21 protein-coding genes are annotated in these 26132 nt (G+C 55.3%); all 21 read right to left on the reverse strand.

What is annotated here, in order from left to right:
* Positions 1–25: 25 nt before the first annotated feature.
* The 21 genes from IPM31_01465 to IPM31_01565 all read right to left on the reverse strand — a co-directional run bounded on the left by IPM31_01465 (position 26) and on the right by IPM31_01565 (position 25885).
* Positions 26–1876 (reverse strand): sulfatase-like hydrolase/transferase, encoded by a 1851-nt coding sequence (locus IPM31_01465; GenBank protein MBK9005637.1) that lies wholly within the window; start codon positions 1874–1876, stop codon positions 26–28.
* 108 nt (positions 1877–1984) lie between these two features.
* Positions 1985–2599, reverse strand: coding sequence for a hypothetical protein (locus IPM31_01470; protein ID MBK9005638.1), 615 nt, complete (start codon positions 2597–2599; stop codon positions 1985–1987).
* Positions 2596–4434 carry an alkaline phosphatase family protein gene (locus tag IPM31_01475; protein MBK9005639.1) on the reverse strand — a complete coding sequence of 613 codons (1839 nt, stop codon included), beginning with the start codon at positions 4432–4434 and terminating at the stop codon, positions 2596–2598. The genes IPM31_01470 and IPM31_01475 overlap by 4 nt, the downstream gene beginning before the upstream one ends.
* 11 nt (positions 4435–4445) lie before the next feature.
* Complete coding sequence (locus tag IPM31_01480) at positions 4446–4706, reverse strand: hypothetical protein (protein MBK9005640.1); 261 nt, start codon at positions 4704–4706, stop codon at positions 4446–4448.
* Between the two features lie 18 nt (positions 4707–4724).
* Positions 4725–5309, reverse strand: a complete 585-nt coding sequence (locus IPM31_01485; GenBank protein ID MBK9005641.1) for a sulfotransferase domain-containing protein — start codon at positions 5307–5309, stop codon at positions 4725–4727.
* Positions 5306–6634, reverse strand: a complete 1329-nt coding sequence (locus IPM31_01490) for an NAD(P)/FAD-dependent oxidoreductase (protein ID MBK9005642.1) — start codon at positions 6632–6634, stop codon at positions 5306–5308. The genes IPM31_01485 and IPM31_01490 overlap by 4 nt, the downstream gene beginning before the upstream one ends.
* A gap of 156 nt (positions 6635–6790) precedes the next feature.
* Positions 6791–7879 (reverse strand): UDP-N-acetylglucosamine 2-epimerase (non-hydrolyzing), encoded by a 1089-nt coding sequence (gene wecB / locus IPM31_01495; protein MBK9005643.1) that lies wholly within the window; start codon positions 7877–7879, stop codon positions 6791–6793.
* Positions 7876–9231 carry a glycosyltransferase family 39 protein gene (locus tag IPM31_01500; protein ID MBK9005644.1) on the reverse strand — a complete coding sequence of 452 codons (1356 nt, stop codon included), beginning with the start codon at positions 9229–9231 and terminating at the stop codon, positions 7876–7878. The genes wecB and IPM31_01500 overlap by 4 nt, the downstream gene beginning before the upstream one ends.
* On the reverse strand, positions 9228–10457 hold the full coding sequence (locus IPM31_01505) for a glycosyltransferase (protein MBK9005645.1): 1230 nt from the start codon (positions 10455–10457) through the stop codon (positions 9228–9230). The genes IPM31_01500 and IPM31_01505 overlap by 4 nt, the downstream gene beginning before the upstream one ends.
* A 103-nt stretch (positions 10458–10560) precedes the next feature.
* Positions 10561–11508, reverse strand: a complete 948-nt coding sequence (locus IPM31_01510; protein ID MBK9005646.1) for a glycosyltransferase family 2 protein — start codon at positions 11506–11508, stop codon at positions 10561–10563.
* Positions 11509–11517: 9 nt separating this feature from the next.
* Positions 11518–12270, reverse strand: coding sequence for an NTP transferase domain-containing protein (locus IPM31_01515; protein MBK9005647.1), 753 nt, complete (start codon positions 12268–12270; stop codon positions 11518–11520).
* A 14-nt stretch (positions 12271–12284) separates the two neighbouring features.
* Positions 12285–13676 carry an O-antigen ligase family protein gene (locus IPM31_01520; GenBank protein ID MBK9005648.1) on the reverse strand — a complete coding sequence of 464 codons (1392 nt, stop codon included), beginning with the start codon at positions 13674–13676 and terminating at the stop codon, positions 12285–12287.
* 204 nt (positions 13677–13880) lie between these two features.
* A complete protein-coding gene (locus IPM31_01525) occupies positions 13881–16775 on the reverse strand; it encodes a hypothetical protein (protein ID MBK9005649.1) in 2895 nt (964 codons plus the stop codon).
* 83 nt (positions 16776–16858) lie between these two features.
* Positions 16859–18037 carry a glycosyltransferase gene (locus tag IPM31_01530; GenBank protein MBK9005650.1) on the reverse strand — a complete coding sequence of 393 codons (1179 nt, stop codon included), beginning with the start codon at positions 18035–18037 and terminating at the stop codon, positions 16859–16861.
* Positions 18037–19272: a glycosyltransferase family 4 protein gene (locus tag IPM31_01535; GenBank protein MBK9005651.1), complete on the reverse strand. Its 1236-nt coding sequence runs from the start codon at positions 19270–19272 to the stop codon at positions 18037–18039. Before IPM31_01535 ends, IPM31_01530 begins: the two co-directional genes overlap by 1 nt.
* Positions 19272–20528 (reverse strand): glycosyltransferase family 4 protein, encoded by a 1257-nt coding sequence (locus IPM31_01540; GenBank protein ID MBK9005652.1) that lies wholly within the window; start codon positions 20526–20528, stop codon positions 19272–19274. The genes IPM31_01535 and IPM31_01540 overlap by 1 nt, the downstream gene beginning before the upstream one ends.
* A complete protein-coding gene (locus tag IPM31_01545; protein MBK9005653.1) occupies positions 20528–21742 on the reverse strand; it encodes a glycosyltransferase in 1215 nt (404 codons plus the stop codon). Before IPM31_01545 ends, IPM31_01540 begins: the two co-directional genes overlap by 1 nt.
* A 151-nt stretch (positions 21743–21893) precedes the next feature.
* Positions 21894–23192, reverse strand: coding sequence for a glycosyltransferase family 4 protein (locus tag IPM31_01550; GenBank protein MBK9005654.1), 1299 nt, complete (start codon positions 23190–23192; stop codon positions 21894–21896).
* Positions 23193–23240: 48 nt separating this feature from the next.
* Positions 23241–23888 (reverse strand): serine acetyltransferase, encoded by a 648-nt coding sequence (locus IPM31_01555; GenBank protein MBK9005655.1) that lies wholly within the window; start codon positions 23886–23888, stop codon positions 23241–23243.
* Between the two features lie 47 nt (positions 23889–23935).
* Positions 23936–24472, reverse strand: coding sequence for a serine acetyltransferase (locus tag IPM31_01560; protein ID MBK9005656.1), 537 nt, complete (start codon positions 24470–24472; stop codon positions 23936–23938).
* Positions 24473–24598: 126 nt separating this feature from the next.
* The gene (locus IPM31_01565; protein ID MBK9005657.1) at positions 24599–25885 is read right to left on the reverse strand and encodes a glycosyltransferase family 4 protein; all 1287 of its coding nucleotides are present in this window, start codon (positions 25883–25885) and stop codon (positions 24599–24601) included.
* Between the last annotated feature and the right edge of the window lie 247 nt (positions 25886–26132).

Below are 26132 nucleotides of genomic sequence, written 5' to 3' on the forward strand. Positions count from 1 at the left end.
AAGATCATTCTCGCGTTATGGGTGGTTATTTATTATCGTAGGGCCACGTCATACCGAGTTGGGCGAGGAGATCAAGGTAGTACTTGGTGAGTGAATCCACTTCGGCGGGATTCTCGCCGGCAAGATTATTTTCCTGATCTGGGTCGTCATTCAAATTGTACAACTCGATGCCATTGAACTCATGGGCGATGAACTGCCATTCGGGAGACAGCACGGTGACCATGTCGCCTCGAATCGACAAGTGATGCGGGTTCACCCAACTCGACTCTGCCATCTCCGCGATGGGGTCGGGGAAATCCGCCGCCGCGGCCGGGTCAGCCCACAATTGAGAAAGAGGCGGTCCGCGGAAGGCGGTCTGCTCCGGTTCGCCGAGCATATCCAACAGCATGGCGGGGATAAAAGTGTTCGACACGGGCGTATCGATCCGCATATTTTGCGGCGCCGATTTCGGATACCATACGATCAGCGGCACATAGATGACCGGCTTATACAACGAGTTGTGATGCTCCCACAGCCCATGCTCGCCGAACAACTCGCCATGATCGGAAGTGATGACAACGATGGTGTTATCGAGTTTGCCGCGCGACTCCAATTCTTTCAACAGAACGTCGATCTGCTGGTCGGTATAGTAAATGCCGCCGTCGTACGCGTCGATCTCGCCTTGCGCTTGCTCGGGCGTTTTGGAGTTGTAAATATCGGCGGTAGTCCAATCGGTGTTGACGAGTCCGCCGGGGTTGGGGAGGTTCGAAAATTTCGCGCGCTCCGGTGAAATGTACGGCGCGTGAGCGTCGTAATAATTGACAAAGGCAAAGAACGGCGTGTCGTCGTCCTGGTCGATCCAATCCAATGCGGACTGGTTGACGCTCGGACCCCAACGGCGGTCAATCGAAAATTCCATGTTGAACACTTTATGGAAAACGTAATATTCCATGAAGCGCCCATACACAGAACTGACCGCCAACTGTGGCAGGGTCTGGTAGTAATCTTCAAAATGGAGGAAGCCGCGCGCAAACCCCCAATGGCTGGTGACAGTTTCAAAATTGCCGTTGAATGCGCCGGTGCGGTAACCGCGTTCGGTCAGCGCTTCGGCAATGGTGGGGTAGGTTTCATCGAGATAACGCCCGCCGTCCGCTTTATGTTCGTAGGGCCAGCGACCGGTGAAGAGCGAGGCGTGCGAGGTGAGAGTCCATGACGAGGCGGCGTAGGCGTTTTCGAACATCACGCCTTCAGAGGCGATGCGCTTGAGGGTCGGGTCGGTTTCGCGCTCGTATCCTTGAAGCGACAAATGGTCGGCGCGGACGGTGTCCATCACGATCAACAAGATATTCGGGGTTGGTTCGCTCCCCTGCGTCTGCGGCAGGTTGCTTGCGGCAACGCGCTCTCGAACCCACAAACCGCCTTGAACGAGGACGAACAATGCCAGCGTAACCCCGGCAAGAATTTTGAACGTTCGTTGCGCGAACCGGGCAAATCGATTTTCACGCGCAACAATGACCGTTGACACTTGATACCCGATGCCGGCGCCAAGGATCGCAGTGGCGGCGGGGTTCAACCTGCCGGAAAGGTAGACCAGTAACCAACCGAAAGAGGCAAGAAAACAAAAAACAAAGAAGACCGCTGGCCTGGCAAACTTGCGCGGCAGAAACTGGGCAACGACCGCCGCGCCAACGCCAACCAGCAGAAAGAACAACGCGTCGAAGACTGGCGCGACCCACAACACTTGCGGTCCGGAGCCGAGATAGGTGATCTGCCCGCGCAGGAGTTCGTAGCGTTGCAATGCGTACAGCAACATGCCTTCCACCAAGCCGGTGATCATGCCAAACCACAGCGCGTATTTGAGGATTTCAATCGCAAATTGTGTGTCGAATTTTTTCATGAAGTTTTCTCGCCATGTCACCCTGAACCCTTCGACAGGCTCAGGAGAAACTCCGCAAAGGGTCTCCGCGATCGTTTCAGAGATTCTTCGCTTCAGAATGACAATCGATTAGATATACCCCAACCCGCTCAACCGTTCGCGGAGCATCGCCTGTTCGTCATCCGACAAGCCGGAGGAGCGGTTCAGTTCCATGCCTGCCACCCACGATTTCCCTTCGATGCTCGCAGGCAACGGGTAGCCCGCCAATTCCAACACGGTTGGAGTGAGATCGAGCGAGGAGCCATCCTGATAACCCGAAATCGGGTTGCTCGACGCGACGAGCACAAAACACAACTCCCCCACCACCAGGATAAGGGTGTCATCGCTTAAATGTTGTAGCGCGTTGCCCAAGCCGCGGTCGAAGTCCAGATAGAGGTCGGCGGACCCGCCGTCACTGGGGAAAGAGGCGTTGAGTTGACAGCAATCCCATGCGCCGGAGGCAAGTTTCGCTTCCAGCGCGGAAACATCATCGAACACGGCAACGTCTTTCTCCGCTTGCGCGAGAAATTCAGCCAGCGTCAAGGTGTGCGCTTCGTGACGCGCCAGCACATTCCATTCGCGCGGGTTGCCTTCGAGTTCTCCAAAACAACCCATGTCCATCAGGCGGCGCAGATTTTCGAGCCGTTCATCGGCGAGCAACATGGCGCGCTTTGCTCCCTGCAAGTTGAACGCTAAAATTTTCATGATATTAAATCGCTTCCTTCCATGGCATCGCCTTTCGCGACGCCGAGCGCGTTGAGAATGGTCGGCGCAAGGTCCATCAGGCTCGGCGACTCTGCGCTGAATTTTTTATTCATGAACAAAACCCCCGAAGCCAGCGCGGGGTCGATCACATGATCGCCGCCCCACTTTTTGGTGTTATCGGCGAACAACCCGCGCGGAACTCCGCCCAGCGGCGTATCCCACGAGACGCGATAGCCCTCGGAAAAATTGACGATCAGGTCGGGCGCTTCGTTCGCATACGGACCGCGATAGACTTCTTCGCTTCGCGCCACCGCGCGAACTGCCACGGCTCCCCGGTCGGGGTCCGCCAGCCCGGTCAGCCCCTTCACGATGCCATCCCGCACAGACTCCGCATCCCCATCCGTGACGATGCCGTTGGCTTCGCGTCCTTTGCGGTTGAGGAAGATGCAACCCAACCCCAGCGAAAAGGCTTTGGTCTTATCCCAATCCACGTTTTGGAAAAAGTCGCCGCTTTCGCCCGGCGTGAAACCGGGCTTGAGAGCGAGGAAACCGTTATCGTGCAACCATGTGTTGAGATTTAATCCGCGTTGGAACGAGTTCATGCCATGGTCGCTCAACACGATGAAGAGCGTGTCGGGGTCGGCGCGCTTCATTGCCTCGCCGACGATCTCGTCGCATTCGCGGTAATGTTCTTCGATCACTTTGGCGTAGCGCGAAACATCCTCGCCTTGATTGGCGGGATGGTTCGGCTCGGTAAAGCGCCAGAACATGTGCGCCAGCCGATCGGGAGTGTCGAACAGGCAGAAGAAGAATCCTTTTTGGAATCTGCCTAATTCAAATTCCATCATCTTGCGGCGTTCGCGTAACACGGTGCGACACTGGTCGAGGTACGAGGCTTCGTCGAATCGTTCGTTGTTCAAGCCGTCGTGGTCTTCCGCCATGCCGGCGGTGTAATAGCGCCCGATCTTCATTGCCAGGTCGTGGGCATATTCCTGCGGCGAGCTGATCGGGAACAGCGGTTCCTCGGTTTCGAAATTGACGGGGGAAGCGTATAACTCAAACTCGGGTTCGAGTTGGCGCAGGTTGAAGCGCACAATGCCCGATACGGTTTGCATCATCCCAACTTTGAACTTGACCTTCAGCCACTTGCTCCATTTGCCCAAAGTCACTTCGAGCTTGTCGGGTTGTCCCTGCGAGGCGATGACGATCTTATTTTCGGACTTCTGTATTTCGATATGGATATCGAACTTGTGATCGGACTTGGTCTTCGGGTCGCGCGGACCAATGATGTGCGTCGTCACTTTACCGTTCGTCACGCCAACGTTGACCACCTTTTCACTTTGCTCGGCGCGCAACTCTTTGCGCGTGGAGTAGAACGTGGGCGTGCCGAATCCGCCGCGCAGGTCGGGGACGCCGACGCCCGAGAGCATGCGTCCCTTCACTTTATCCGGCGGGTAGGCGCATGGGATGCGCAGGATGGTCGATTCCACATCCTTTGCCGAGAGCAAATCCCAGAATGGAGTCCCGCGCCGCATGTTCACCACCTTGGGCAGGACGAACGCGTTCTTCTGCTCGTACCGACTCAATGCCATCAGCGGCAGGTAGGTTTTCGCGTCGCGGGTGAGGAAATCGAAAATGCCGTGCCCGCCGGGGTTGGTACCGGTTGAGAAGGTGGACCAAGCCACAGGCGTCTGGGCGGAGGCGGTGGTTTTGAGTCGCGAATATCCGCCCTGTTCGCGCAGTCGCATCAAGTTGGGGAGTTCACCACGAGCCATCATGGATTCGACGATCTTCGGCTCGAATCCATCCAGCCCGATGACAATGACCTTTTTCATCGGCGAAAGAATTATTGCTCTTGTTTTTCTTCCACGGCTTCTTCGATTTCGACATCCGGGGGAAGTTCTTCGGGGATGCCGCGCGCTTTGCGATACGCTTTCTTCACGAATTTGACGATGATTCGCCAGAACATAAGGAAGAAGCCCGCAATTGCCGCCAGAACAGAGGCGATGGGCATGAGGGTCTCAGGTCCCAAGTAGCCGCGCCCTTGCGCCGGGTCGGAAAGCCCCATGAGGGTGAGCAGTCGGGTCAATCGGAAAATTGGATTCATTGTTGTATTCCTTTCTTTTTATGCAAGCGCTTTTTTGCGTTCGCGATAGAGTTCCTGGTCCACGACAGATGCCATCGTTTGCACATCCATGCCGCCAAGAAACGCGCTGACCTTTTGCAACGATTCGGTCGGGTCGTTGACCATCACGTTGTAATCGACGTAGAGCGTTTCGATATTTGCCTGCCGCACGAGCCAGCCTTTTACCTGTTTGAGGTGTTCTTCGTAGGTCTTTGCCATCTTGTCGTCGGGGATGTTATCGTCGCCTTTGCCGAGCCGCCCCAGCATTTTCTTCTGGGAGGACAGGATTTCCTTGAGATCGCGGCGCATGAAGACAATCTTGTAATTGAATTCAGGCGGCAGGAAGGTGATCAGCCCGGTGACGATCTTTACGACTTTGCCGACCGCCTCCGGCATCCAGGCGAGGTCGCCGTCTTTCATGTTTTTGACGCGCTCGAATTCGTAATACCCTTTCGGGTTGTTCGCGTCTGCTTCGCGCAGGTTATCGGTGAGGATCGGCAACCCGCCCGCTTCGAGCATCTTCATCATCATGGACGTGCCCGAGCGCGGCAGTCCGGACACAATTATGACCGTGTTAGAGTTCATCGATTCGCTCCTGCGATAAGATCAGACGCCTCGCGCGCGTGACGGGAAACGGATTCGCCATTGGTCAGCGCGGGGTAGATCTGCGACGTGGTGGCAAGGAAGAGATTCTCGATCGGCGTCTTGACCGGCGGGATTAAGCCCGTTTCATTCAAGCCATGTAATGGTTCGACATAACGCTCCCGATGGATCAAGAAATATCGAACGGAGGCGGCGTCAAAACTTGGGAACATCGCTTCTAAGTTTTCAAGCCAGATGCGCTTGATCTCGTCGTCGCTCTTCTTCTGCCATTCACTGCCGGGCGCGGTGTATTTTGGCAAATAGACCAGGTGATAGCCGCCGGCATATTTGGGATCGATGTAAGCGGTCGTCTCGATCACGCCGGTGAACGGGTAGCGATCGTCGGTGATATTCACCGTCCAGTTCCCGGTTAAGGGGCGGTCCAGCACAAGCAACGGGGCGATGATGCCAAGATAGTCCGACTTGCCGAGATATTCGTGATACGCCTGATCGGCTGTGGGAATCAGGCGCTGAAAGACGGGGGTCTGCATGGTGCAAACCACCTTGTCATACTTCACCACCTCGTCGTTCGTCATGCGAATGCCCACCGCCTTGCCGTTTTCGATCACAATTTCCTTGACCGGCGTTTTGAGAAGCACGTTCCCGCCCGCCTCCACGATCTTGTCTGTCAGGGCTTTGATGAGGGTGATGTACCCGCCGATCAGATGCCCTGCCATTTCTTTTTGATTCGCGCCCTCGCGGGTCGATTTCATGCGCACCAGCCGAGACCAGATCCATGTGGCTGGCACATTATCGAAACCGCCATCGAATTTGGCTTTCAACATGGGACGCCAGATGTTTTGGAAAGTGGTTTCGCCGCTCCACTTCAGCAACCAACTTTGAACGCTGACCGATTCGAGCGTTTTCCAATCTTTGACGAATTGCGCGGCAAGCACGGTGAGACCCAGCCGGAAGCGGTCGATCCAACCGAGGGGCGGGAACTTCAAGAATTCGATGATGTTGTTCATTGGGTGAAGTTTACCCTTGTAATAAAAACTGGTCTTGGTCTCTTTGTAACGCAGTTGGTCGTCGATGCCCAGTTCTTTGCACAGGTCGCTGAGGAAGCGGTCGCTGGACAAGATGGCGTGATAGAAGCGATCCACCTGAGTCCCATCGCCAAGCGTAATGGGACCCGCCAAGCCGCCCAACACCGGGGAGGCTTCGTAGATGGTCACTTTGAGTCCGCGGCGCGAGAGGAAGTAGCCGAGGCTGATTCCCATAATGCCGCCGCCGATGATGCCGATGTGTTGCTGTGATGTTTGATTCATAGTCTCAAATCTTCTGTAAAAGTTGGTTAAGTGATGTTACGCAGTAGGGCTCGTAATGCGAGATTTATCTCGCCTTTCAGGTTATTCTTGTGCAAAAGCGACATGAATGTCGCGTTACGGAGACCAGACTGGCTTCAACTGCGTAACATCAGTTGGTTAAGCCAGTACGCGTTCTTCATGTACCGACAATTGGACCTGCCCAAGGATCTCCGCGATTTTTTCGCCCGCTGTGCCATCGCCAAAGATCGGCGGCTGGACAGACGGCGGCGCGAACGAATTCCATTCGTGGACGATCGCCTCCACATCCACGCCGACCAGTTTGTTCCAACCGGCGCCGACGGTTTCCGTCCATTCGGTTTCGTCGCGCAGGGTGAGGCACGGCTTTTGCATGAAATAGGCTTCGCGTTGCACGCCGCCGGAGTCGGTGGCGATCAGGCGCGCGTTCTCTTCCAATACCATCATGTCATAATACCCGACCGGCTCGATCAAGCGGACATTGCCGCCAAATTGCTCGTCGAGTTTTGCGAGCGCGCCGCGTGTGCGCGGGTGGACGGGGAAGATCACCGTCTCGCCGACCCGGCTCAAGGCGCGGACGATATTCGTCAGGCGGGCGGGGTCGTCGGTGTTGGCGGCGCGATGGACGGTGACCAAACTGTACGAAGCGGGAGCCAGCCCGAGGTCCGAAAGAACCGTCGATTTTTGTCGCGCGAGCGGACGGTTGGCGAGGTTCGCATCCAGCATCACATCTCCCACCCAAAAGACGTTCTTGGCGATGCCTTCGTTGGCGAGTTGCCGCACGGCGGTCTGGCTTACGCAAAAATACGCGGAGGATAATTGATCGGCAACGAGACGGTTGATCTCTTCGGGCATGCGGCGGTCGAAACTGCGCTCGCCCGCTTCGATGTGAACAGTCGGGATGTGTAGTTTGCTCGCCACGAGCGCGCCCGCCAGGGTGGAGTTCGTGTCGCCGCGGACGATGACCACATCCGGCTTTTCGTGGAGGACGATCTCTTCGAATCTCACCAGGATTTCGGCTGTTTGCCCCGCGTGCGAGCCGGAGCCCACTTCGAGGTTGTGGTCGGGCGCGGGGATACCGAGTTCGTCGAAAAAGGTCTGCGACATTTTATAGTCGTAGTGTTGACCGGTGTGGACAAGGATTTCACGGTGGTGTTTGCGAAGCGCGCGGCTCACAGGCGTTGCTTGAATGAACTCGGGGCGCGCCCCAACGACGGATATGATGTTCATGGCGTCCTCTGAAATTGTCGGAGTAGGTGAGGCCGGGTTTTCAAGATGCGTTGGGCAAGTTCTGCCAGCGCCAGCCCGGCAAAGGGGATCAAGACGGCGTCGACCGGCAAGCGGTAGCGGATCAACGTCCACGTGAGGATGTGCACGCCGGAGTAGACGACGGCAAAGAGCATGAGCAGTCCTTGCGGCGAGAAGAGCAGGTTGAGGAAACGATTCCCTTGCGCGCCGGTATTGGCTTTGACGCTCAACCATAAACCGTATAGCATGAACGGCAGGAACAGCCCGAAACTTCCGATGCGGGAAATGTTGCTCAGCGTGGACGAATCGGCTGAATACCAGAACATGAAATATGGCGGAATGCGACTCAACGACAGCAACAGGTATCGTCCGGGGTCGTCGGTGACGAATTGGATGCCGCGTTTGAGGAGTTCCTGGTCGAGCGCGGCTTCGTCGAGAGAACGGACTTCCTCGGGGATCATTTCTTGATAGGTTTCGGTCGGCAGGATGGGGATGAATTTTGTCCCATGGATGGGGTGGTTGCCCCAGAAGAAGGCGTACCCGGAATTCGTGTTGAGCAGGACAAACCTATCGAAGCGCGAGTAATTGTACAACGAGGCTGGCAGGATGAAGGCGATGGTCAGCAGGATGGAGACGAGGCTGGGGAGCAGAGGCAACTCGACCCGGCGGCGGATACGGACGATCCATATCCAAAGAAACAGGAAGGGGATGAAAAGCAGAAAGACCTGCCGCAGTAGAACGGTGATGCCCAGCGAGATTCCCAACGAGACGCCGAGGTTGGTATCCAGTTTTCGATCGAGGTTTTCAGATAATCGAATTCCAAAATACAGGCTGAACAAAATGGCGGTGATGTAGAACGGCTCGGTCATGAGCGCCGCGCCGTAGTAGAAAAAATAGACATACACGGCAGTGATGCCCGCCGCAACCAAGCCGACGGTTTTGGAAAATAGTTTTTCACCGATGTGAAAGGTGATGTACGGGTGCAATACGCCGACGATGACCGCTTGCGCGATGCGCGCGGCGAGCGGGTGCGGACCGAATAGGATATAGACCAACGAGAGGTAGAGTGTGTAGAGGAAACTCCAATGCGCGGTGGGCGCGTCGGCGGGCGTGATGGGCCACCACAATTCGCCGAAGGAAAACCCGTGTCCGCCGACAACGCGCAAGGCAAGGTTGTGATAGGAGACCTGGTCGAAGATGCCGGGCAGAGCCACGACGGTATCGCCCATGGCAAGCGCGATCGCCACGCGCAAGAGGACCGCCACCGTGAGGATGAACGGCAAGGGTTGCGCGGCAATCTTTTGCAGAATGTTTTTGGTTGCTGTTGGTGTCATTCTTCGTAAATCTTTTTCATGGCAGAGAGCGCCGCTTGCCAGTCATATTTCGTTTCCGCAAGTTTCCGTCCGTGAACGGATAGTTTTTCCTGTAAGGACGGATCTTCCAACAGTTGGATGACCCGGTTCGCAAAATCGTCCGCTTTGTCGGCGACGATCACGTCGCTTTCCAACTCGGCTTGAATGCCTTCCAACCCGATCGTGGTGGTGACCACCGGCATGGCGTAGGCAAACGCTTCGAGGATTCTCACGCGCATCCCGCCTCCCGCGCGAACGGGGACAACCATCAATGCGCTCTCCGCCAGATACGGAGCCAGTTCGGGAACATAGCCGGTTACGTTCACGCTCCCCGAATTGCGAGCCTGAAATTCGAGAAAATCTTGCGGCGGGTTTTTGCCGATGATGGTCAGCGTTGCCTCTGGCACTCGTTTCTGAACCAGCGGGAACACTTCGTTGAAGAACCAACGGATGCCATCCGCATTGGGCGGGTAATGCAGGGTGCCCAGGGTGACGATATTGTTCGAGGCAGGCTTGCGCTTGACCGGCGTCAACTGTTGCGTATCCACCGCGATCGGGATGGTGGAGATCGGCGCAAGTTTGTCACCGGGTTTTACTTTTGAGAAGCGCAACGCTTCTTCGAGCCCAGCCCGGTCGACATCGGTCACCGCCAGCACATGGTCGACCGTTTTGAGGAATTCGCCTTCATACCGTTTGACGCGCTGCGCTTCGACTGCCAGGAGGGGTTTCAAGAACCAGCGCGCATTTTCGCGCATCCGCTCGACGATGGACCAAACAGCATTGTGAGCGTCGAAAATCACTTTCGGTTTTTTCTTCGGCGCGGTTTGCGCGGCGCGAAGTCCGAACTGTACCATCGTCAACTGGTCGGCGTGGATGAAATCGAATTCGCCCTGTCGCGCCAGATTGGTCACTTTCTCCTGCATGGCTGGCAGATCGTCGCGTTCAACGAGAAACGGGCGTCCGGTGAGATAACTGCGGATCATGTACCCGATGTCTGCCGCGCGCGACCGTCGAATCGGCACCGCGTGGACCGCCTCGCAAACTTCAGCCAGCGCGGGCAGGTGCGGCTCTTCTTCTGGACGAACGAAGGAAACCAAAGTTACAGAATGACCCTGCCCCGCTAAAAATCGCAACACGTGCCAGGTCTTCACTTTGGGACCCGCGTCTGGGGGGAACGGAACAATTTGGGTTAGGAAAAGTATGTTCATAAGGTGTGATTAAAATTTTGCCACAGAGTCCGCAGAGATTCTGAGCCTACACACTCAGCGCGCTCTGCGATCCCTGTGGCTTGAATTCAAAAAATGGTACTGCTCACTTCAAATTAAGACACAACGCCATCACATCGATGTTCGAGCGTAATTCCTTCTTCGCCTGGTCGTTCTTCGACGGGATGACCAAGCCCACCACCCACACGAGCAGCTTCACCAGGCTCATCAAGAAGAACAACACGCGCAAGAAGAAAGCGCTGACAAAACCATAATTCTTCTTGTAGAACATCATCTTGCCGCGATAGACCATCTTGCGCCGCTTCCAACGATCCATGCTCCTGCCGCCGAAGTGAACGATGGAGGAATTCGGCAGGAACACAACCTTCCAGCCCGCCTTGTTCAAACGGTATTGCAGATCCGCTTCATCGCCATAAATGAAATAACCTTCATCGAGCAGTCCGATCTGATCCAGCGCCGCTCGCCGCACCAACAAACACGCCGAACTCATCCAGCCGGTCTCTTTGATCTCCTGCGCATCGCCATGCGAAGGATACCCGGTCCACAACAACTCGCCGATGCGCGTGACGATCAGGAATTCTTCAAGCAGGGTCGAAAACGGCGCAAACCCCGATTGGAACGAACCGTCCGGGTTCAACAACCTTCCCGCTGTTGCGCCAGCCCTGGGGTGGGCATCCAGATACTCCACCAGCACATCGAGCGCGGGAGCGTTCACAAGCGTATCGTTGTTGAGCAATAATACATGACGACCGTTCGTCTCTTCGATCCCCTGGTTGCTTGCTTTGCCCAACCCGACGTTCCCCGCATTCTGGATCACCTTCACTTGCGGGTACTTTTCCGCCAGCATCTGCTGACTTCCGTCTGTTGAGCCGTTATCCACCACCACCACATCGAACGAACTCTTCAGCCCGCCTTCGTAGAGCGATTTCAAACACGGATCGAGGTACGCCTTGTTATTCCAGCACACCAACACAATGGACATATCCACGACCTGTTCGCCGCTTCCCTCCCCGACCTGTGGCTTGCTTTCCATACCCGGCATTTATTCCTCCCCTCGGTATTTCTTGTCCATCTCGGCGATCTCATCGTACGTCCCGAGGTCGATGTACGTCCCATCTTCGAGATGGACGCCTTTGAACTTCATTCCAAGAGATATGGCGTCGTTCATGATCTTTGCAAAATCCGAGATGCCTTCCTCGAACACACATGTATGCAGATACTCGGTGAACTTCGGGCGCCAGATGACGCATCCCCACATCTCTGTGAGATCGGTCTGTTTTGGCTTGTCCACGATCTCAGCGACTCGTCCATCCTCGCCATGGCGAACCATGCCGAATTTTTCAGGGCGGTCGGTGGTGAACATGCCGAATAACACGTCATCCTCCGGCGAGGCGGCTTCATAGACTCGCTTGAAAATATCGTTCGGTTTCATGAGCGTATCTGCCATGCCGAAGAAAACGGTTTTGCCTCTGATGAGGTGGTACGCCGAATCCAACGCGTGCGCCAGCCCCGGCGAGGTGGATTTGGTCTTGCCCTCGACCACTTCCTGAACCACATAACTGATATCGCATCCGAAGCGCATCCCGCTCCCGAAGTATCCCATCAATTGATGCTTGGTCTCGTTTACGACAAACACAATGTGTTTGAGACCGGCGTTGACGAGGTTATCCACCACAAATTGCGAGATCGGCTTATAGTGATTATTGCGGATGACCGGGTATAACTCCTTTGGGTACGGTAAACCCAGCCGAACTCCCTTCCCCGCGGCGGGGATCAATCCAATCAAATCTTCCATGCAAGCCTCCCGTATTAGGTAAGTTTATTTTCCTTGCGCATTTGTTCGATGGCAACCAACCCCCCAAAGAAGATCCACGGCAAGATGCTGGCGCGGAACCCATCCAAGCCGATATTGTAGGCGAACGGCAACAGCCAATCCACCAGATATGCCGCCATCACACAGGCCGCCACGCCCGCCAGCACGCCATAAGCGTAAGCCCGCGCAAAACCATCTTTCAACTCCCGCGACAACCTCCAGCCGAGAACTCCCACTTCATACAATATCCAGATAAAGCAGACCAAGCCAGCCAGTCCGGTCTGGGCGATAATATCCACAAATTGACTGTGGGAGTTGAAGCGGATGTGGTATCCACGCAGGGAAAACAAAGGGGCGTACCAGTTGTAGTTGGCGAAACCAAGCCCCAATAGCGGGTTGGCGCGGCTGATATCCAAGACGACAACCCAGGCATCTACGCGCGTCCCCCAGCTATATTGGTCGGTGGATATTAGATCCTGCGCCAGATACGCCACACCGATCAATGCAAACGGGATGGAGGCAAAAGCGAGTTTCGGGAATTTCAACGCCACCAAAACGCCGACACCCACCATGGCTGGCACCCAGCCCGATTTCCAATCCCTTGTTTGGATGACTGCAACGAACAGCGTCAACGCGACGATGATATAAAGGAAGATGCGGATATTCTTTTTAAGATCCTGGTTGAACATTGCCTGGGCAAGCGGCAGGATCACCAGCCACGTCCAGAGCATGCTGTTGGCGATAAATCCGTTTTCAAAAATCGAATCGATGCCCGCCCATTCGACCACCCTGCCAAGAACGTATATCATGCTCAACGCAACGAACGCGATGATGATCGCCTTCAGCCAGCGGATATCTTTGATGATGTTCCCGGTCATCACCATCATGACAAGCGAGAAGAAGTAGATGGCAAAGCCGCCCAACTGCGTATCGAACGGCGCCTGTTGCGCAAGGGAAAACCACGAGACCTGCCCCATGCCGAATGCGACCACGCAAACGACCATAAAAAAGACGGCGGGGCGCACAGCCGAAGACCGCGCGAATTCGAACCGCCGTTGAACGACGAACATGTTTCCAATCCAAAGGACCGACATGAGAACGACCAACAAGACCGAGGCATTAAAGCCGCCGGGTCCTGAAAACGGGACAAACATTCCCGCAGGCATTAAAAAGATGTACGCCAATAACGGGTAACGATATAACAGTCCCAGCGCTATCAGTCCCCCAATCGCCGCCAGAGCGATAACCAACACGTTCACAGTTCCCCAAAATGAAGCGGCAACAGTGATCAGAATGGTCAATAAGCCAACGCTGTATTGAAACGTTTGCCGGGAAATCGTAACCTGCCGGTCGATGGTGAGGAATTTCAGGTTGAAATTGATGTCCATGAGTCGCGCCGAGGATGCTATTTTAACTCAATACCCAGCCACAGCAGGAAGGACATGCGCAAATCAATCCGTTCAGCCGCGGCTGGGTATGATAGCCGGTGGATGGATCCGTCCACAGGACGGAGATCCACATAATGGGGTTACGTTCGACTCAGGACATTTCGTTGATACGCCAATCCTTGATCTTGCGCTTCATATTGGCGTTCAGGGAACCAACAAGGTGGCATACATGGAGAAATGGAAGCCATCCGATGTTGACAACGCGGAATACGTAGCGGGGAGCGCGCTGAAGGTGTAAGAATAGTATCGGCCTGAACCTGATAATGCGACCCTCCCCGTGAGAGTATTGTTTTGCGGCAGGAATACCAGCCAATACGTGCCAGCGGGCATTGTGGTTTGCGTTACCACAGGTTGGGTATTCCACCCGGCGACCGGCGTGAATGCGGCAGTTTCCGCAAGGCGGGCGCCGGGGGCGTTTCCGTTATTCGCATAAATCCCCAATCGTAATTGACCTCCCGCCGTGGACACATAGTAACTCAGGCTCTGTATCGTCGCGCTCTGTGACAACGTTACCTGCTGGGCGATCAAGAGATTTCCCATGCCGGAATACGGAGTTGTCAGAACGCTCGTTTCGCCGATGGTGATGGGCGTCCCGCCCGGAGATGTCGATGTGGCTGTGGGCGAATTTGTCGAGGTTGGGGTTCTCGTGGGAGTATTCGTCGAGGTTGCTGTGAATATTGATGTGGGGGTTGCGGTTGGAGTATTGGTAAATGTTGCAGTAGATGTCGGGGTACTTGTGGCCGTAGGAGTTGAGGTTTTTGTCGCTGTATGGGTTGGCGTGGCAGTAAACAAGGGAGTGAGTGTTGCCGTGGGCGTGTATGTTGGCGTGTTGGTGATCGTGGGCGTGAACGTTCGGGTGGGTGTCGAGGTATGCGTTGGGGTATTCGTTATTGTCGGCACAGTTGTGGGTGTGCTGGTTGGCGCGGCGCCGAGCGCAAAGGTGGCGTAGAACGAGAAGCGGAATGCGCCCGAAGCGGAGGAAGCCGAGTATGTTGCCGGTAATGACCCAAAGGTGTAGCCGTAATAACGTCCAGCCCCTGCGTACGTCATGCGACCTGCCAGGGTGTTACTTTGAGGCAGGAATGCCAGCCAATAGGTTCCGGCGGGAAGCGAAGTGGGCGTGATGACCGCCTGTGTATTCCACCCGGTTACCGGAGTGAAAGCGGCGGTTTGCGCCATCAACGTGCCCGGCGCGCTACCGGAATTGTTATAGATGCCCAGCCGTAACTGTCCGCCTGCTGTAGACACATAATAGCTCAGGCTTTGAATGGTTGCGGTTTGCGACAGAGTGACTTGCTGTGCCACGAGTTGGTTGCCAGCGCCCGAATAGGATATACCAAGGACTGTTGTTTCGCCGACATTAAAGAAGGGCGATGGCGTGCTTGTCGCGGTGATGGTGGGCGTGTTCGTTGCAGTGTGAGCGGGCGTGGAGGTGAACGTGGAGGTGAATGTCGGCTGGGGAGTGAAGGTCGGAGTGTTGACAGAGGTTGCGGTGGGCGTGGCAGATGGACCCGGGGTAGGAGGCGTTCCGTATTCGAAGGCGCCCATATCGCACCCGGCGCCTTGCGGCCGGGCGACGCCGCGTTGATCATCGCTCGCGCACACGCTGTTTACGCCGGCAGAATCCAAGGCAGAACTCCCCGCGATCAAGGCGTGGGTGTTTGTAAATCCGCCATTATTTTCCAACGCGCTCAAGAGCGGATCGGTCGTGATTAGATTTGTGCAAGTCGCGCCGGCTGGGCAACCACCCTGCACGACGCTGTCTGTCACAGTAGATGAGCTGGTTTCATCATTCTTGATCTCATCGTTCGTGCCGCCGTCTGCCCACAATACGCTATTGGAAATCTGAGGAGCGCTTCCCGTCAAGTTGAGCATCGCGTCGCCTCCCGCCGTGCCGGAGGCGTTGACGCTGTTATTGCCGGTAAAGGTGACGTTATTGAAAATTGGGTTGCCATCGATATTCAGGATGCCGCCGCCGCCCCATGGCGCGACGCCCGAACTTTCAAACGAGATATTCCCGCTAAAGGTCACATTCGTGAAGATCGGATTGGCATATTCATTCAAAATTCCCCCGCCACGCCGGGTGGCGGTATTGCCGTTGAACGTCACGCGATCAAGCGTGGTCTGGCTATTGTTATTGAACAGCCCTCCGCCGCCCACGGCTGAATTGTTCGTGAAGACCACATCCACCAATGTTGGGAGGTTGGGTTCATCCACGCCGGGACCGCCCAGCGTCTGAAGATTCAAGCCGCCGCCAGCGGCAAATGTGGCGACGTTATCGATAAAGTTCACCCTCGTGATGGACACACTTCCATTTTGCACATACACGCCGCCGCCGATGCCCGCCGTGTTATTGCTGACTGTGATATCCGTGAACGAGGCGCGGCTATAGTTGGCTTCCACACCCGATGTGGAAATAATGAAGACTCCGCCGCCGCGCCCGTTGGCATTGTTCGCTGTGATGAGCAGGTTGCGAAGCGTGGGGCTGGTATTCTGGATGTACATGCCGCCGCCGACGCCGCTCCCCGAATTCTGGTTGCCGCCGGTGATGGTAAACCCATCCAACACGTATGCGTCAGTAAGCGCCCCGTTTGCGGTGACCACCGAGTAGGCATTCCCGGCGTTGCCTGCGGTTTGATCGATATCGCCGCTCAACACTGTGCCGTTCGTAGCCGGGTTGGAATTCCGCTGGCTTAAAAGGCTATTGCCTACAGTAAAACCGCCATACACCGAAACGCCATTTTTCAACGCGAAGGAACTATTGCGGTCATTGTTGGACTGACTGGCGCCTTCATCGGGATAGTAAACCCCACCCGCCACCCAGACCTGGTCGCCATACGACGAAGCCGCCAAAGCGTCTTGCAGGCTTGCGTAGGCGGTAGCCCAACTGCACCCGTCCGGGCTTGGGGCGGTAGAGTTGGCATCTACATACACCACACCCGCGCATGCCGCGCCGGCGGATGACAAGATCGCAAACTGCGACAGGACCATGGCAAGAATAAATAACGGGGAAAGAATCGAACGAAAACCGATCTTCATCATAGCTCCTCAACTGTGGTCCGCTTCCATGCGCCAGATGTTCATGGCAGAGCGGAAAATAAAAATAAAAAAATCAAAAGGGATTACCCGTTGGCAATCTCTTGAATCAACTCAAAAAACTTGAGCATTACCTTCGACCAATTAAATTTGTCGGCAACCAGCGCGGTTGCATTGATGGAAATCTTTTCGTGAAGCGCCCGGTCTTGAAGCAAATTTATAACATAGGATGCAAACATTTTCGGCTCATCTGTAACCAAAAGGTGCGCCCCGTTTTGGGCGTCCAACCCCTCCGCGCCTTTGGAGGTTGCCACCACCGGTGTCCCGATCGCCATCGCCTCCAGAATTTTCAACCGCGTGCCTCCCCCACTCTGGAGCGGCGCAATAGCGACCATGGACGAGGCGATTAAGGATTTGATGTCCTCGACATACCCCGCGAGGACAATATTTTGGTTGGACGGAAGAGGCAGGTTTTCATGATCGCCGGTGATCGTCAGTTTCGCATCGGGGATCTGTTGCAACACCAAAGGAAAAACCTCGCCGACAAACCAAAGCATGGCTTCATAATTTACGCGGTATTTGAACGGACCCGCAAAGACGATGGTATTGGCTTGCTTTTTTATCTCTCGATTTGCATAGTCGTCGACATCGATACAATTGGGAATGACTTCGATCTGATCTTCTTGTCGGGGGAAATTTCTCGCCACCAAACCGCGCTCGGTTTCAGAAACAACCGTGAAAGATCGAAACCCATTGAAAAGCCGAGAAAGATAAAAACGATATTTGAGCCAGGTCAGGGCATGGCGGGGGCGAATTTTGCCGTCCGGGGAAAATGCGCGGTCATGGAACAAGCCGATCTCGAGTTCCTCGAACAACGCTGGAATCCCTTGAAAGTATGGATAGTACGCCGCCATCTGCAGTTGAGACGCGATCACGAGATCGACCTTCTGCCCAGAGATGGCTGTCGTGATCGCGCGCGCCATCTCCGCCGAGAATGTGTCGATCACCGAGCGCGGTTTCATAGACAAAAACCCGAGGCGCGCCTGCCATGCGCCGGGCTCGAACTCCTTCCACGGGACAACGACAATGTCCGAACACAGGCTTCGGATTTCGGGCGCGTCAGGACGCCCCCCGGTCTGGTCTACAAAACTCAGCAGAGTCACATCGTGATGACGGCTCAACCCGCGCAAAAGGTTGTAGATGCGCACTTTGGAGCCGTTGTTCACCGGGTATGGAAACCAACGAGAGAGAAAAAGGATTTTCATCAGTGGATCAATGATCCGAGGTAACGTTCGATCTCGTCGGTCATGCGGCGCAGGTCGAATTTGGTTCGCGCGGTTTCGCGCCCGGCGCTTCCCAGTTTTTCCCTCAGCGCCGGCGATTCGATCAACCGTCGCAATGCTTGAGCCAAACCAGTTGAATCACCAGCCTCGAACACGAGTGAGTTTTCGTCGTGGACGAGCATCTCCGCCGCGCCGCCCACCGCAGTCCCAACAACAGCCAGCCCAGACGCCATCGCTTCCACGATCACCCTCCCGAACGGTTCCTGCCAGATGGATGTGAACAAAAATATATCGGCTTGCCGGTAAAGCGCCGGTAACGTTTCCTTGGGCTGGGCAGGCAGAAACGTCACGAACGAAGCGAGGGAGGCGCGTTCGACCATCTTGTGAAGCGAATCGACATAGTCCGGTTCGCCGTCGCCTACAATGGTCAACTTCACGTTGGAGATTCTATTTTTGCCAACGAGATGCGTCACAGCCTCAATGGCGGTGTGAACGCCTTTCTCGTGCGTAAGCCGTCCAATATATAACAGGGAAATAATTTTGTTCGTCTTTGGCGTTTGCCCGCCTTCCAGATAGGGAGTGGTATCGACAGCCCCGAAGACCACGCGCCCCTCCGTCGAGACAATTCCCTGTTGCGCAAATTCTTTACGCATGAAATCGGACGGGAAGAGGATGCGGCGCAGGTTAAGGCGCGGCTTTTCCTCCCGCGCTACAATGCTCCGGGCGATCGGCTTCAACAATAATTTTGGCAAGCCCGTCATCCATGAGCGCGGGGATGCGTTCCAATAATTTTCGTATTGGCTGGGAAGCGTGGGCCAGTAATCGCCCAGGTAGTAAACCGTTCGCTCGGGCATCAGAGACTCGGCAAGGGCGGGCAGTGACCGGGGAAAATTCCACATCCCCCAAATCAGGATGGCATCCGGGTTCCAGTCTTTCACGGTTTCACGAAGCAAATCTAGATTTTCCCGCTCCCGCTTTTTTCGCCGCGTAAAGAACCACGCCGCATTTTTCAGCGAGGCAAGTTCCATTTCGAGGCGGAGTTCGCGCCGCACCCAGCGCGGGTCGGGAGATTTCAGGTGATCCCGTTCGTGGGCGCTGGTCAGGATCGTTACCTCATGTCCGCGCGCTCGCAAGCCATCGCCCACTTCCTGGCACCATTGCTCGTATCCGCCGCGGCTGGCAGGCGGGTAAAAGTTGGTGAGAAACAAGAGTCTCATCAGGGGCTTCCCGCAGGGCCGACTTGTTTCAGAAACGCTTCGATGCCGTTTGTCATCTGTTGGATGGTGAATCGCTCTGAGGCAAGTTTGCGGCCAACGTTTACCAATCGGCGACTCAGTTCGGGGTCCGAAAGGAGGCGGGCGATGCGGTCGGAAAGTCCTTGCGCGTCTTCCGGCTCGAATAACATCTTCTTGTCGTAATGACGGAAGATCTCGCGGCTCCCTCCCACATTAGAGCCGATGACCACCAACCCAGCCATCATGGCTTCGACGATCGTGCGCCCAAACGGTTCGGGCCACGTGGAGGTGAACAGGAAAACGTCGAAGTCCTTTAACATGGCGGGGATGTCTTCACGGGCAACTTTGCCGGAGAAGTGAACGATGTTTTCGATTCCCAACTCGGTCACCCGCTGTTGCAGGTACTTTTTGTATTCGGGATGCCCGTCGCCTAGAACGGTCAATTCAACTTGATCGGCGAAGCCTTTGTGAGCCAGCAAGCCCAACGCTTCGATTGCCGTGTGCACGCCCTTATCAGGCACCAGCCTGCCGAAATAAAGTAAACGGGTCGCGCGACCCGTCTTTGTGGATTTCTTTTTTTGCTCGAGACGTTGAAACGGCGCGGGATCGGCTCCCGCATAGACGACCGAGGCGCGCGGCGGAAATTTACCGGCGTTCACCAGCGTATCGCGCACATATTCACTGCAACAAATGACATGATCGAACTTGAGGCGCGGCGGATACCCTTGTCGTTTGAGTCGCGCAAGCGCAAACGACCGGAGAACCCGTTTGAATGCTTCGGTGATCCGTCGATTCGCCGGGGACTTCCAGTAGGCAAGATGCAAATCTTCATCGGTGGGCCAATACGACGCCATGTAATACGTCACGCGACCCGGCATCCATTGTTCAGCCCAATACGGCAGGTTGTGCGACATGGCAAACATCCCCCAGAACATGACCACATCGGGCTTGAACACCTCCATGGCAATTTTTAATTCAGCCAGGTTTTCTTTTTCTTGCCGGGGAAGTTTGAAGAAAAAATCGAGCGGTTTGTAATAATGGATATCCGTCATCAAGTGTAGCGTGCGGGTCACATTCCCAGAGCGGGCTTCCTGCGCCGATCTCACCCCATAGCGGCTGGTGAGAACGCTCACGGCGTGCCCGCGCGCGAGCAGTTCGCGCGTCACTTCATGGCAGAGCTGTTCGTATCCGCCCAGTTCGTGCGGCGGGTATTGACTGGAGACAAACAAGATGCGCATTACTTCGATCTCCCCATCGCGCGCCGCAGGGGTTGGATCAACGTTGCGCCGAGGAAAGAACGCAACAAGGAGCCAACAAAAGATCGATTCAGAATCAGCGAAGGTTGGAAAGACAACGCGCCAAGGAAATGCCGCCGCGCCGCGCGAGTGTTGCCCTGTCCGTAAGCCAGCAAACCAAAAGCATATTCCGCGTTGGCGTAGGCGGGTCGCTTGAATTCTGTCAGACGCAATTCATGATCGGCAAACAATTTCTCCAACAACCGCAGGGTGACGCGCGTATTCTGCTCGAGGTTGATCGACGCGAACTCGCCGCGATAGCCCTTGGGCTGATCACCGCATGCCAACTCGTAGAAGGTTTCCACACGCGCCAGCAATGCGGGTCGCGCGATCGCCATCGAACGCAGACACTCAAACGCGCGGATTTCGTTCTTTGCCTGAAGATATTCCACAGCGGATACGAGGTAAGCGCGGCTGAACGCGCGACGCTGATCCTCGTTCCATTCGCCAGTGGGGGCTGGTTCGGCTCCGAAATTCTTTTTCACCACTTGCAAGCGGTTCTCGAACTGCCGCGTTGGGTCGGTGGACATACTGCCCGGCAAAATGCGGTGACGGGTTAATATCTTCGTTGTATGAATCACCTTGAAGCGGCTGGTGATCCTCAGCCACATATCCAGGTCTTCGAGGGCGCGCAAGGAGGTGTCGAAAAAACCAACGGCGTCGTAACAATGTTTGCGCACAAACATCGATTCAGGCACCAGGAAGTTGCCATCCACCAGCGCCCAGTATAATTTTTCAGGCGCGATCTCGCGCGCCTCGATCTGCGGCAACGGTTGGTTCAAATGGTCCACAAACCGATACCCGCAATAGATGCCGTCAGCCTCCGGCTGACCCCGCAACGCGGTAACGAGGGTTTCGACAAAGTCGGGTTCGTACATATCGTCCGCATCGAGCACGCCGATGAATTTCCCGCGCGAGGCGGTGAGCCCGGTATTGCGCGCGGCGGAAAGCCCCTGGTTCTGTTGAAAGATCGCGCGGACTGTATCGCCGAACGCGGCAATCACTTCGCGGCTGTTATCGCGCGAGCCGTCGTCCACGACGATAATTTCGACGTTACGATAGGTTTGCCTCAAAACGCTGTGGATCGCGTCTTCGATGTACTGGGCATGGTTGTAATTAGGGATGATGATGCTGACGAGGGGAAGGGTTTCAGGCATGGAAGCAGGTGAACGTTAGGAATGAGGCGTTAAAGAGTGTTTCTTAAGTCTTTTTTGGACACGGATCACACGGATTTCACGGAGAAAACCATTTAAAAATCCGTGTTTGACCGTGTCATCCGTCAAATCCGTGTACTTAAGAAACAGTGCCTTAGATGTCTTTGACGGGTTGACGGTCGATCACGGCTTGGAAGACGCGTTCGAGGCGGGCGAGGTAGCTTTCCCATGAGAAGTTTTTTTCGGCTGTGGCGCGCGCGTTGGCTCCCAAACTCAAACGGAAATCGGAATCGGCAATCAAGCGGCATAGCGCGGCGGTCATCGCGGTCACATCTCCCGGCGGGACGAGGCTCCCGTTCGCGCCATCCTCCACCACATCCACGATCTGACCGATGGATGAAGCGACCACCGCCAATCCCGCGGACATATATTCAAAAAGTTTCAACGGCGAAAGCCACATCTCCCGATCCATCGGAGGGTATGGCACAACGGCAATGTCTGCCGCCGCCATGTAACGCGGCACATCGGAGTGAGATACGATGCCCGTAAAAATAACCGAACGTGCCAAGCCAAGTTCGGCGGCAAGCGCGCTCATGGCGGCGCGACGCTCGCCATCCCCCACTAAAACAAGCCGCGCCGTGGGCTGAGATTTCAAGACTTCGACAAATGCCGTCAACAGGGTGGGAACGTCGTGCCAGTGAAAAAAATTTCCCACGAACAAGATTACGGGGTCGTTTTGCAAACCGAGTTTCGAGCGAATATCTTCCCGCGCCTGTCGATCCGGTTTGAAGCGGTCGATATGCACCGCATTTGGAAAAACAACAATTTTTTCCGCGGGAACATTCCAATGTTTCATCAGATGCCGCTGACCGGCATTCGTCACACAGATGATGCAATCTGCCGCAGACAGGTTGTAGCGAAGAATCCCATCCGCTCGCCGGCGCAGTAGACCGGTGATCGGTTTGTTCATGATATCCAATTCCATGATCTGGTCGGCTTCAAAAAAGATCACATAGGGAAGCCGCAGGCGTTTTGCCGCCATCGCCAGTCCCGAGTTGTACATGCCGTTTCGTTCGTAGATCACATCCGCAGAGTTCAACCCGAGCGCTGCCGCGTCGAAATACCGATAGTTCGAAAAGTAATTCAGGTACGGGACGCCAATCAGCTTTTGGATTCGCCAGACGAGTTTGCTTGCCAGCGAAAACAGAGGAGAAGCCGTCCACGAGCGGCGGGCGGGCGAAACAGCCTCCACGTCCGAAGTGACCGCGAATTCGTCCACAGTCAGCGGGGCGGCAAAGGTGAGCGAATGTCCGCGGCTGATCAAGCCATGAGACAAATTCCGCTGGATGATGTAGGTGGCATCCGCGGGTTTATCTTTCATCGCGTCTTGAAACGGCGCCCATTCCGGCACGCCAATGGCAATTTTGAGTTTTCTGTTCGACCCGGAAGGCATGATCAATAATTTCGTTGAGGGATTTGAAAATGTTCGAGGCTTCGCGCTTTATTCCGATACTTCGCCGCGGGCAATGTATTCGGCTTTGCTTCCCGCGTTGCGCAGGGTGCGCGCAGGCACGCCAACCGCCAAACTATTCGGCGGCATATCTTTGACGACGACCGCATTGGCGGCGATGACACAGTGATCGCCGATGGTGATTCCGCCCAGGACTTTTGCCCCGGAACTGACGTGCACGTAGTTGCCAATGGTTGGGCGCTCCCCTTCTTCATGCTTCGCCCCGATCGCCACTTCTTGAAAGATCAGGCAATTTCTGCCTATCGCTTGCGCGTCGATATACGTGCCGTGTCCGTGCATGATGATCAAACCAGCGCCGACTGATGACGATGGGGTAATCAACAATGTTTCAAGGGGAGGCAGGAACCATGTTGCGAAGCACAGCAGGATACGATCCCACAGACGGGAAGGTTCGCCCAGCCGATAATACAGCAAGGCGCGAAACTCCTCGATATCTTTGCCATACATGAGCGCGCGAAGTTTGCGCGCCAGGGTATCGCTGGATTTCTGTTGATAAATCATCAACAACCAACGGTCGATATCCGCTTCGATCACCTTTCTGGCGGGAGAGCGTTTCACCAGCGTCAGGGCGGGATACAGTTTCAACGTCCGGTAGAATGAGCGTAGTTTTTCCAGCATGATGGATACGTGTTCACAATTCCAGGTTTGGTCGGGGGGCGCAACGATCAAGACGCCGCATGTGATTCTTTGACGCGGACGCCGTCGCGCCGGATGATCCGCGCGGGCATGCCTGCCACCGTGCAATTCGGCGGGACATCGCGGGTGACCACCGCGTTGGCGCCGATAACAGCATTGTCTCCCACGGTCACCGGACCGAGGATTTTGGCTCCGGCGCCAATATATACGTTATCGCCAATGATCGGGGGAGCGCTTTTATCATCCCTGAACCCGATCGCCACACCCGGGTTCACCCAGCAATTCTCGCCGATCTTTTGCGCGGCGATGACAGTTCCAAAACCGGCCCGGGCAAAAAAGCCGGGTCCGATATTGATCGGTTCCGCAAACCTGAGCGCCACTTTGGGATAGGGATACAATATTCTGGCAAGCGCGAATAGCGCCCGGCCGCGAAGTCCGGTAAAACGTCCGATCCGCGCGTAGAACAGATTGCGAAATTCCGGGAAGGAGTTCAACAGCCAGACGAGCATATCGGCAGGGGATTGTTTCTTTAGGCGAGGTTTATATACCTGAAACCACCTCAGCATGTCTTTCTCGATCGCATTGCGATTTGCCGAGCGTTTGAATAGCAGGAGATGAGGGATGGCTTTTAGTTTTGCAATCATTGTGTCACCATAGATAGGGTTTGAAGTTTGAAGTTTCACACACAGACGTCAATTGCGATTCAACACCGAATTGTACACATTGAGAAAGTTCTGGCACACAGAAAGCGGGCGAAACGGACCCTGTTCATAGGAGCGCCGCGACGCTCCAGCGAATTGCGATCGCAGAGCGGGATTCTCGATCAACCGATTAATTTGTTTCATTAAACAGGTCGAATCGGCGGGAGCGCACAGCAACCCATTTTCGCCGTCTTGAATGATTTCCGGTATCCCGCCCACGTTTGTTGTCACGATGGGTCGCCCGTACGCCATCGCCTCCACGAGAGAGACGGGTTGCCCTTCCAAAATGGACGGCATCACGAAGATCCCGGTGTGCTTCATGATGCGCGATAGTTCATTGCGCGAGGTAAACGCGCCGGCGAATATCCCAGCGCTATCGAGCCCCAGGTTGCGGGCATGAGCCGCCAACTCTTCTCGAAGCGGACCTTCTCCGTAAATCTTCAGGGATGCGCCGGGGTGGTTTGCTCTGATCTCCTTGAAGGCGTCCAACAGGTAGACGAGTCCTTTTGTCACAAAAAGCCTTGCAATGGCGGTCAATTGAACTTGACCGTTCTCGCCCGCAAGGTGATCGACCGGGAAGCCCAAGTCGGCGGGGTCGGGCACGAGCGGTCCCTGAACAACAATGGGGCGCGTCACGCCGCAGATCGTTCTTAACCCTTCGGCGCTTTTTTCTGAGACGGCGATGACCACATCCGCTTTGTTGATGCACTGATCGAACCCTTGCCACCAATTGAATTGCGGGTCGGGCGTTTGGTGTTCTTCATACACAATGGGCAGTTGTTTTGCATGCGCCCAATCGATCACGAACAACAAGCTGGTTGTGTAACCCTGGATGTGCAAAATGTCCGGTTGCCAGGTCGCCTTCCAATATGCCAGCATCAGGCGCGTAAAAGGTTTGCGCCAATCGGGTCCCACCACCCATTTCATCGCGCGCCCGCGAAACCAATTCCGCGCGCTTTGGAACGCGTCGCCGGGCGGCGTCCATTTTGCGACCATGATCGCCAGCCCAAGAAAAAGGATCAGGGGGATGAATAGCCACGTCAACCCGTTGAGGATCTTTTCCTTCGTCTTCCAGTCCGAGGCTGGCAAGGATACCCACTTTGGCAATTGAGTAAACCGCACCGGGGACTGACGGAGGCGGACAAGATATTGATTGTCCGAGGGCACCCAAGCCGTGGACAATACGCTGACCTCATGCCCCATTTGTTGAAGCCCCATCGCGAGCGTGATCGTGTATTCTTCCAGCCCGCCCAGTTCCTGCATATCATACAGGATCATCCCGATTTTCAATGTGACACCTGTTTCTGTAAATTAACGAAATAAGAGAGTGTTTCTTAAGTCTGAAACCCTATTCGTTTTGGACACGGATTTCACGGAACACACGGAAATGAATCACTGATGTTACGCAGTTGAAATCAAGTCGGGTCTCCTAATGCGCCATTTATGTCGTTCTTGTGCAAGGACAGTCTAAAACGCGAGATAAATCTCGCGTTACGACCTTTACTGCGAAAGGTGAGTTAATAAG

The sequence above is a fragment of the Candidatus Defluviilinea gracilis genome (assembly GCA_016716235.1).
Lineage (GTDB): Bacteria > Chloroflexota > Anaerolineae > Anaerolineales > Villigracilaceae > Defluviilinea > Defluviilinea gracilis.

Coding starts and splice junctions, on each gene's coding strand:
- IPM31_01465 (MBK9005637.1), bottom strand. CDS start 1,876: ATGAAAAAATTCGACACACAATTTGCGATTGAAATCCTCAAATACGCG.
- IPM31_01470 (MBK9005638.1), bottom strand. CDS start 2,599: ATGAAAATTTTAGCGTTCAACTTGCAGGGAGCAAAGCGCGCCATGTTG.
- IPM31_01475 (MBK9005639.1), bottom strand. CDS start 4,434: ATGAAAAAGGTCATTGTCATCGGGCTGGATGGATTCGAGCCGAAGATC.
- IPM31_01480 (MBK9005640.1), bottom strand. CDS start 4,706: ATGAATCCAATTTTCCGATTGACCCGACTGCTCACCCTCATGGGGCTT.
- IPM31_01485 (MBK9005641.1), bottom strand. CDS start 5,309: ATGAACTCTAACACGGTCATAATTGTGTCCGGACTGCCGCGCTCGGGC.
- IPM31_01490 (MBK9005642.1), bottom strand. CDS start 6,634: ATGAATCAAACATCACAGCAACACATCGGCATCATCGGCGGCGGCATT.
- wecB (MBK9005643.1), bottom strand. CDS start 7,879: ATGAACATCATATCCGTCGTTGGGGCGCGCCCCGAGTTCATTCAAGCA.
- IPM31_01500 (MBK9005644.1), bottom strand. CDS start 9,231: ATGACACCAACAGCAACCAAAAACATTCTGCAAAAGATTGCCGCGCAA.
- IPM31_01505 (MBK9005645.1), bottom strand. CDS start 10,457: ATGAACATACTTTTCCTAACCCAAATTGTTCCGTTCCCCCCAGACGCG.
- IPM31_01510 (MBK9005646.1), bottom strand. CDS start 11,508: ATGGAAAGCAAGCCACAGGTCGGGGAGGGAAGCGGCGAACAGGTCGTG.
- IPM31_01515 (MBK9005647.1), bottom strand. CDS start 12,270: ATGGAAGATTTGATTGGATTGATCCCCGCCGCGGGGAAGGGAGTTCGG.
- IPM31_01520 (MBK9005648.1), bottom strand. CDS start 13,676: ATGGACATCAATTTCAACCTGAAATTCCTCACCATCGACCGGCAGGTT.
- IPM31_01525 (MBK9005649.1), bottom strand. CDS start 16,775: ATGAAGATCGGTTTTCGTTCGATTCTTTCCCCGTTATTTATTCTTGCC.
- IPM31_01530 (MBK9005650.1), bottom strand. CDS start 18,037: ATGAAAATCCTTTTTCTCTCTCGTTGGTTTCCATACCCGGTGAACAAC.
- IPM31_01535 (MBK9005651.1), bottom strand. CDS start 19,272: ATGAGACTCTTGTTTCTCACCAACTTTTACCCGCCTGCCAGCCGCGGC.
- IPM31_01540 (MBK9005652.1), bottom strand. CDS start 20,528: ATGCGCATCTTGTTTGTCTCCAGTCAATACCCGCCGCACGAACTGGGC.
- IPM31_01545 (MBK9005653.1), bottom strand. CDS start 21,742: ATGCCTGAAACCCTTCCCCTCGTCAGCATCATCATCCCTAATTACAAC.
- IPM31_01550 (MBK9005654.1), bottom strand. CDS start 23,192: ATGCCTTCCGGGTCGAACAGAAAACTCAAAATTGCCATTGGCGTGCCG.
- IPM31_01555 (MBK9005655.1), bottom strand. CDS start 23,888: ATGCTGGAAAAACTACGCTCATTCTACCGGACGTTGAAACTGTATCCC.
- IPM31_01560 (MBK9005656.1), bottom strand. CDS start 24,472: ATGCTGAGGTGGTTTCAGGTATATAAACCTCGCCTAAAGAAACAATCC.
- IPM31_01565 (MBK9005657.1), bottom strand. CDS start 25,885: ATGATCCTGTATGATATGCAGGAACTGGGCGGGCTGGAAGAATACACG.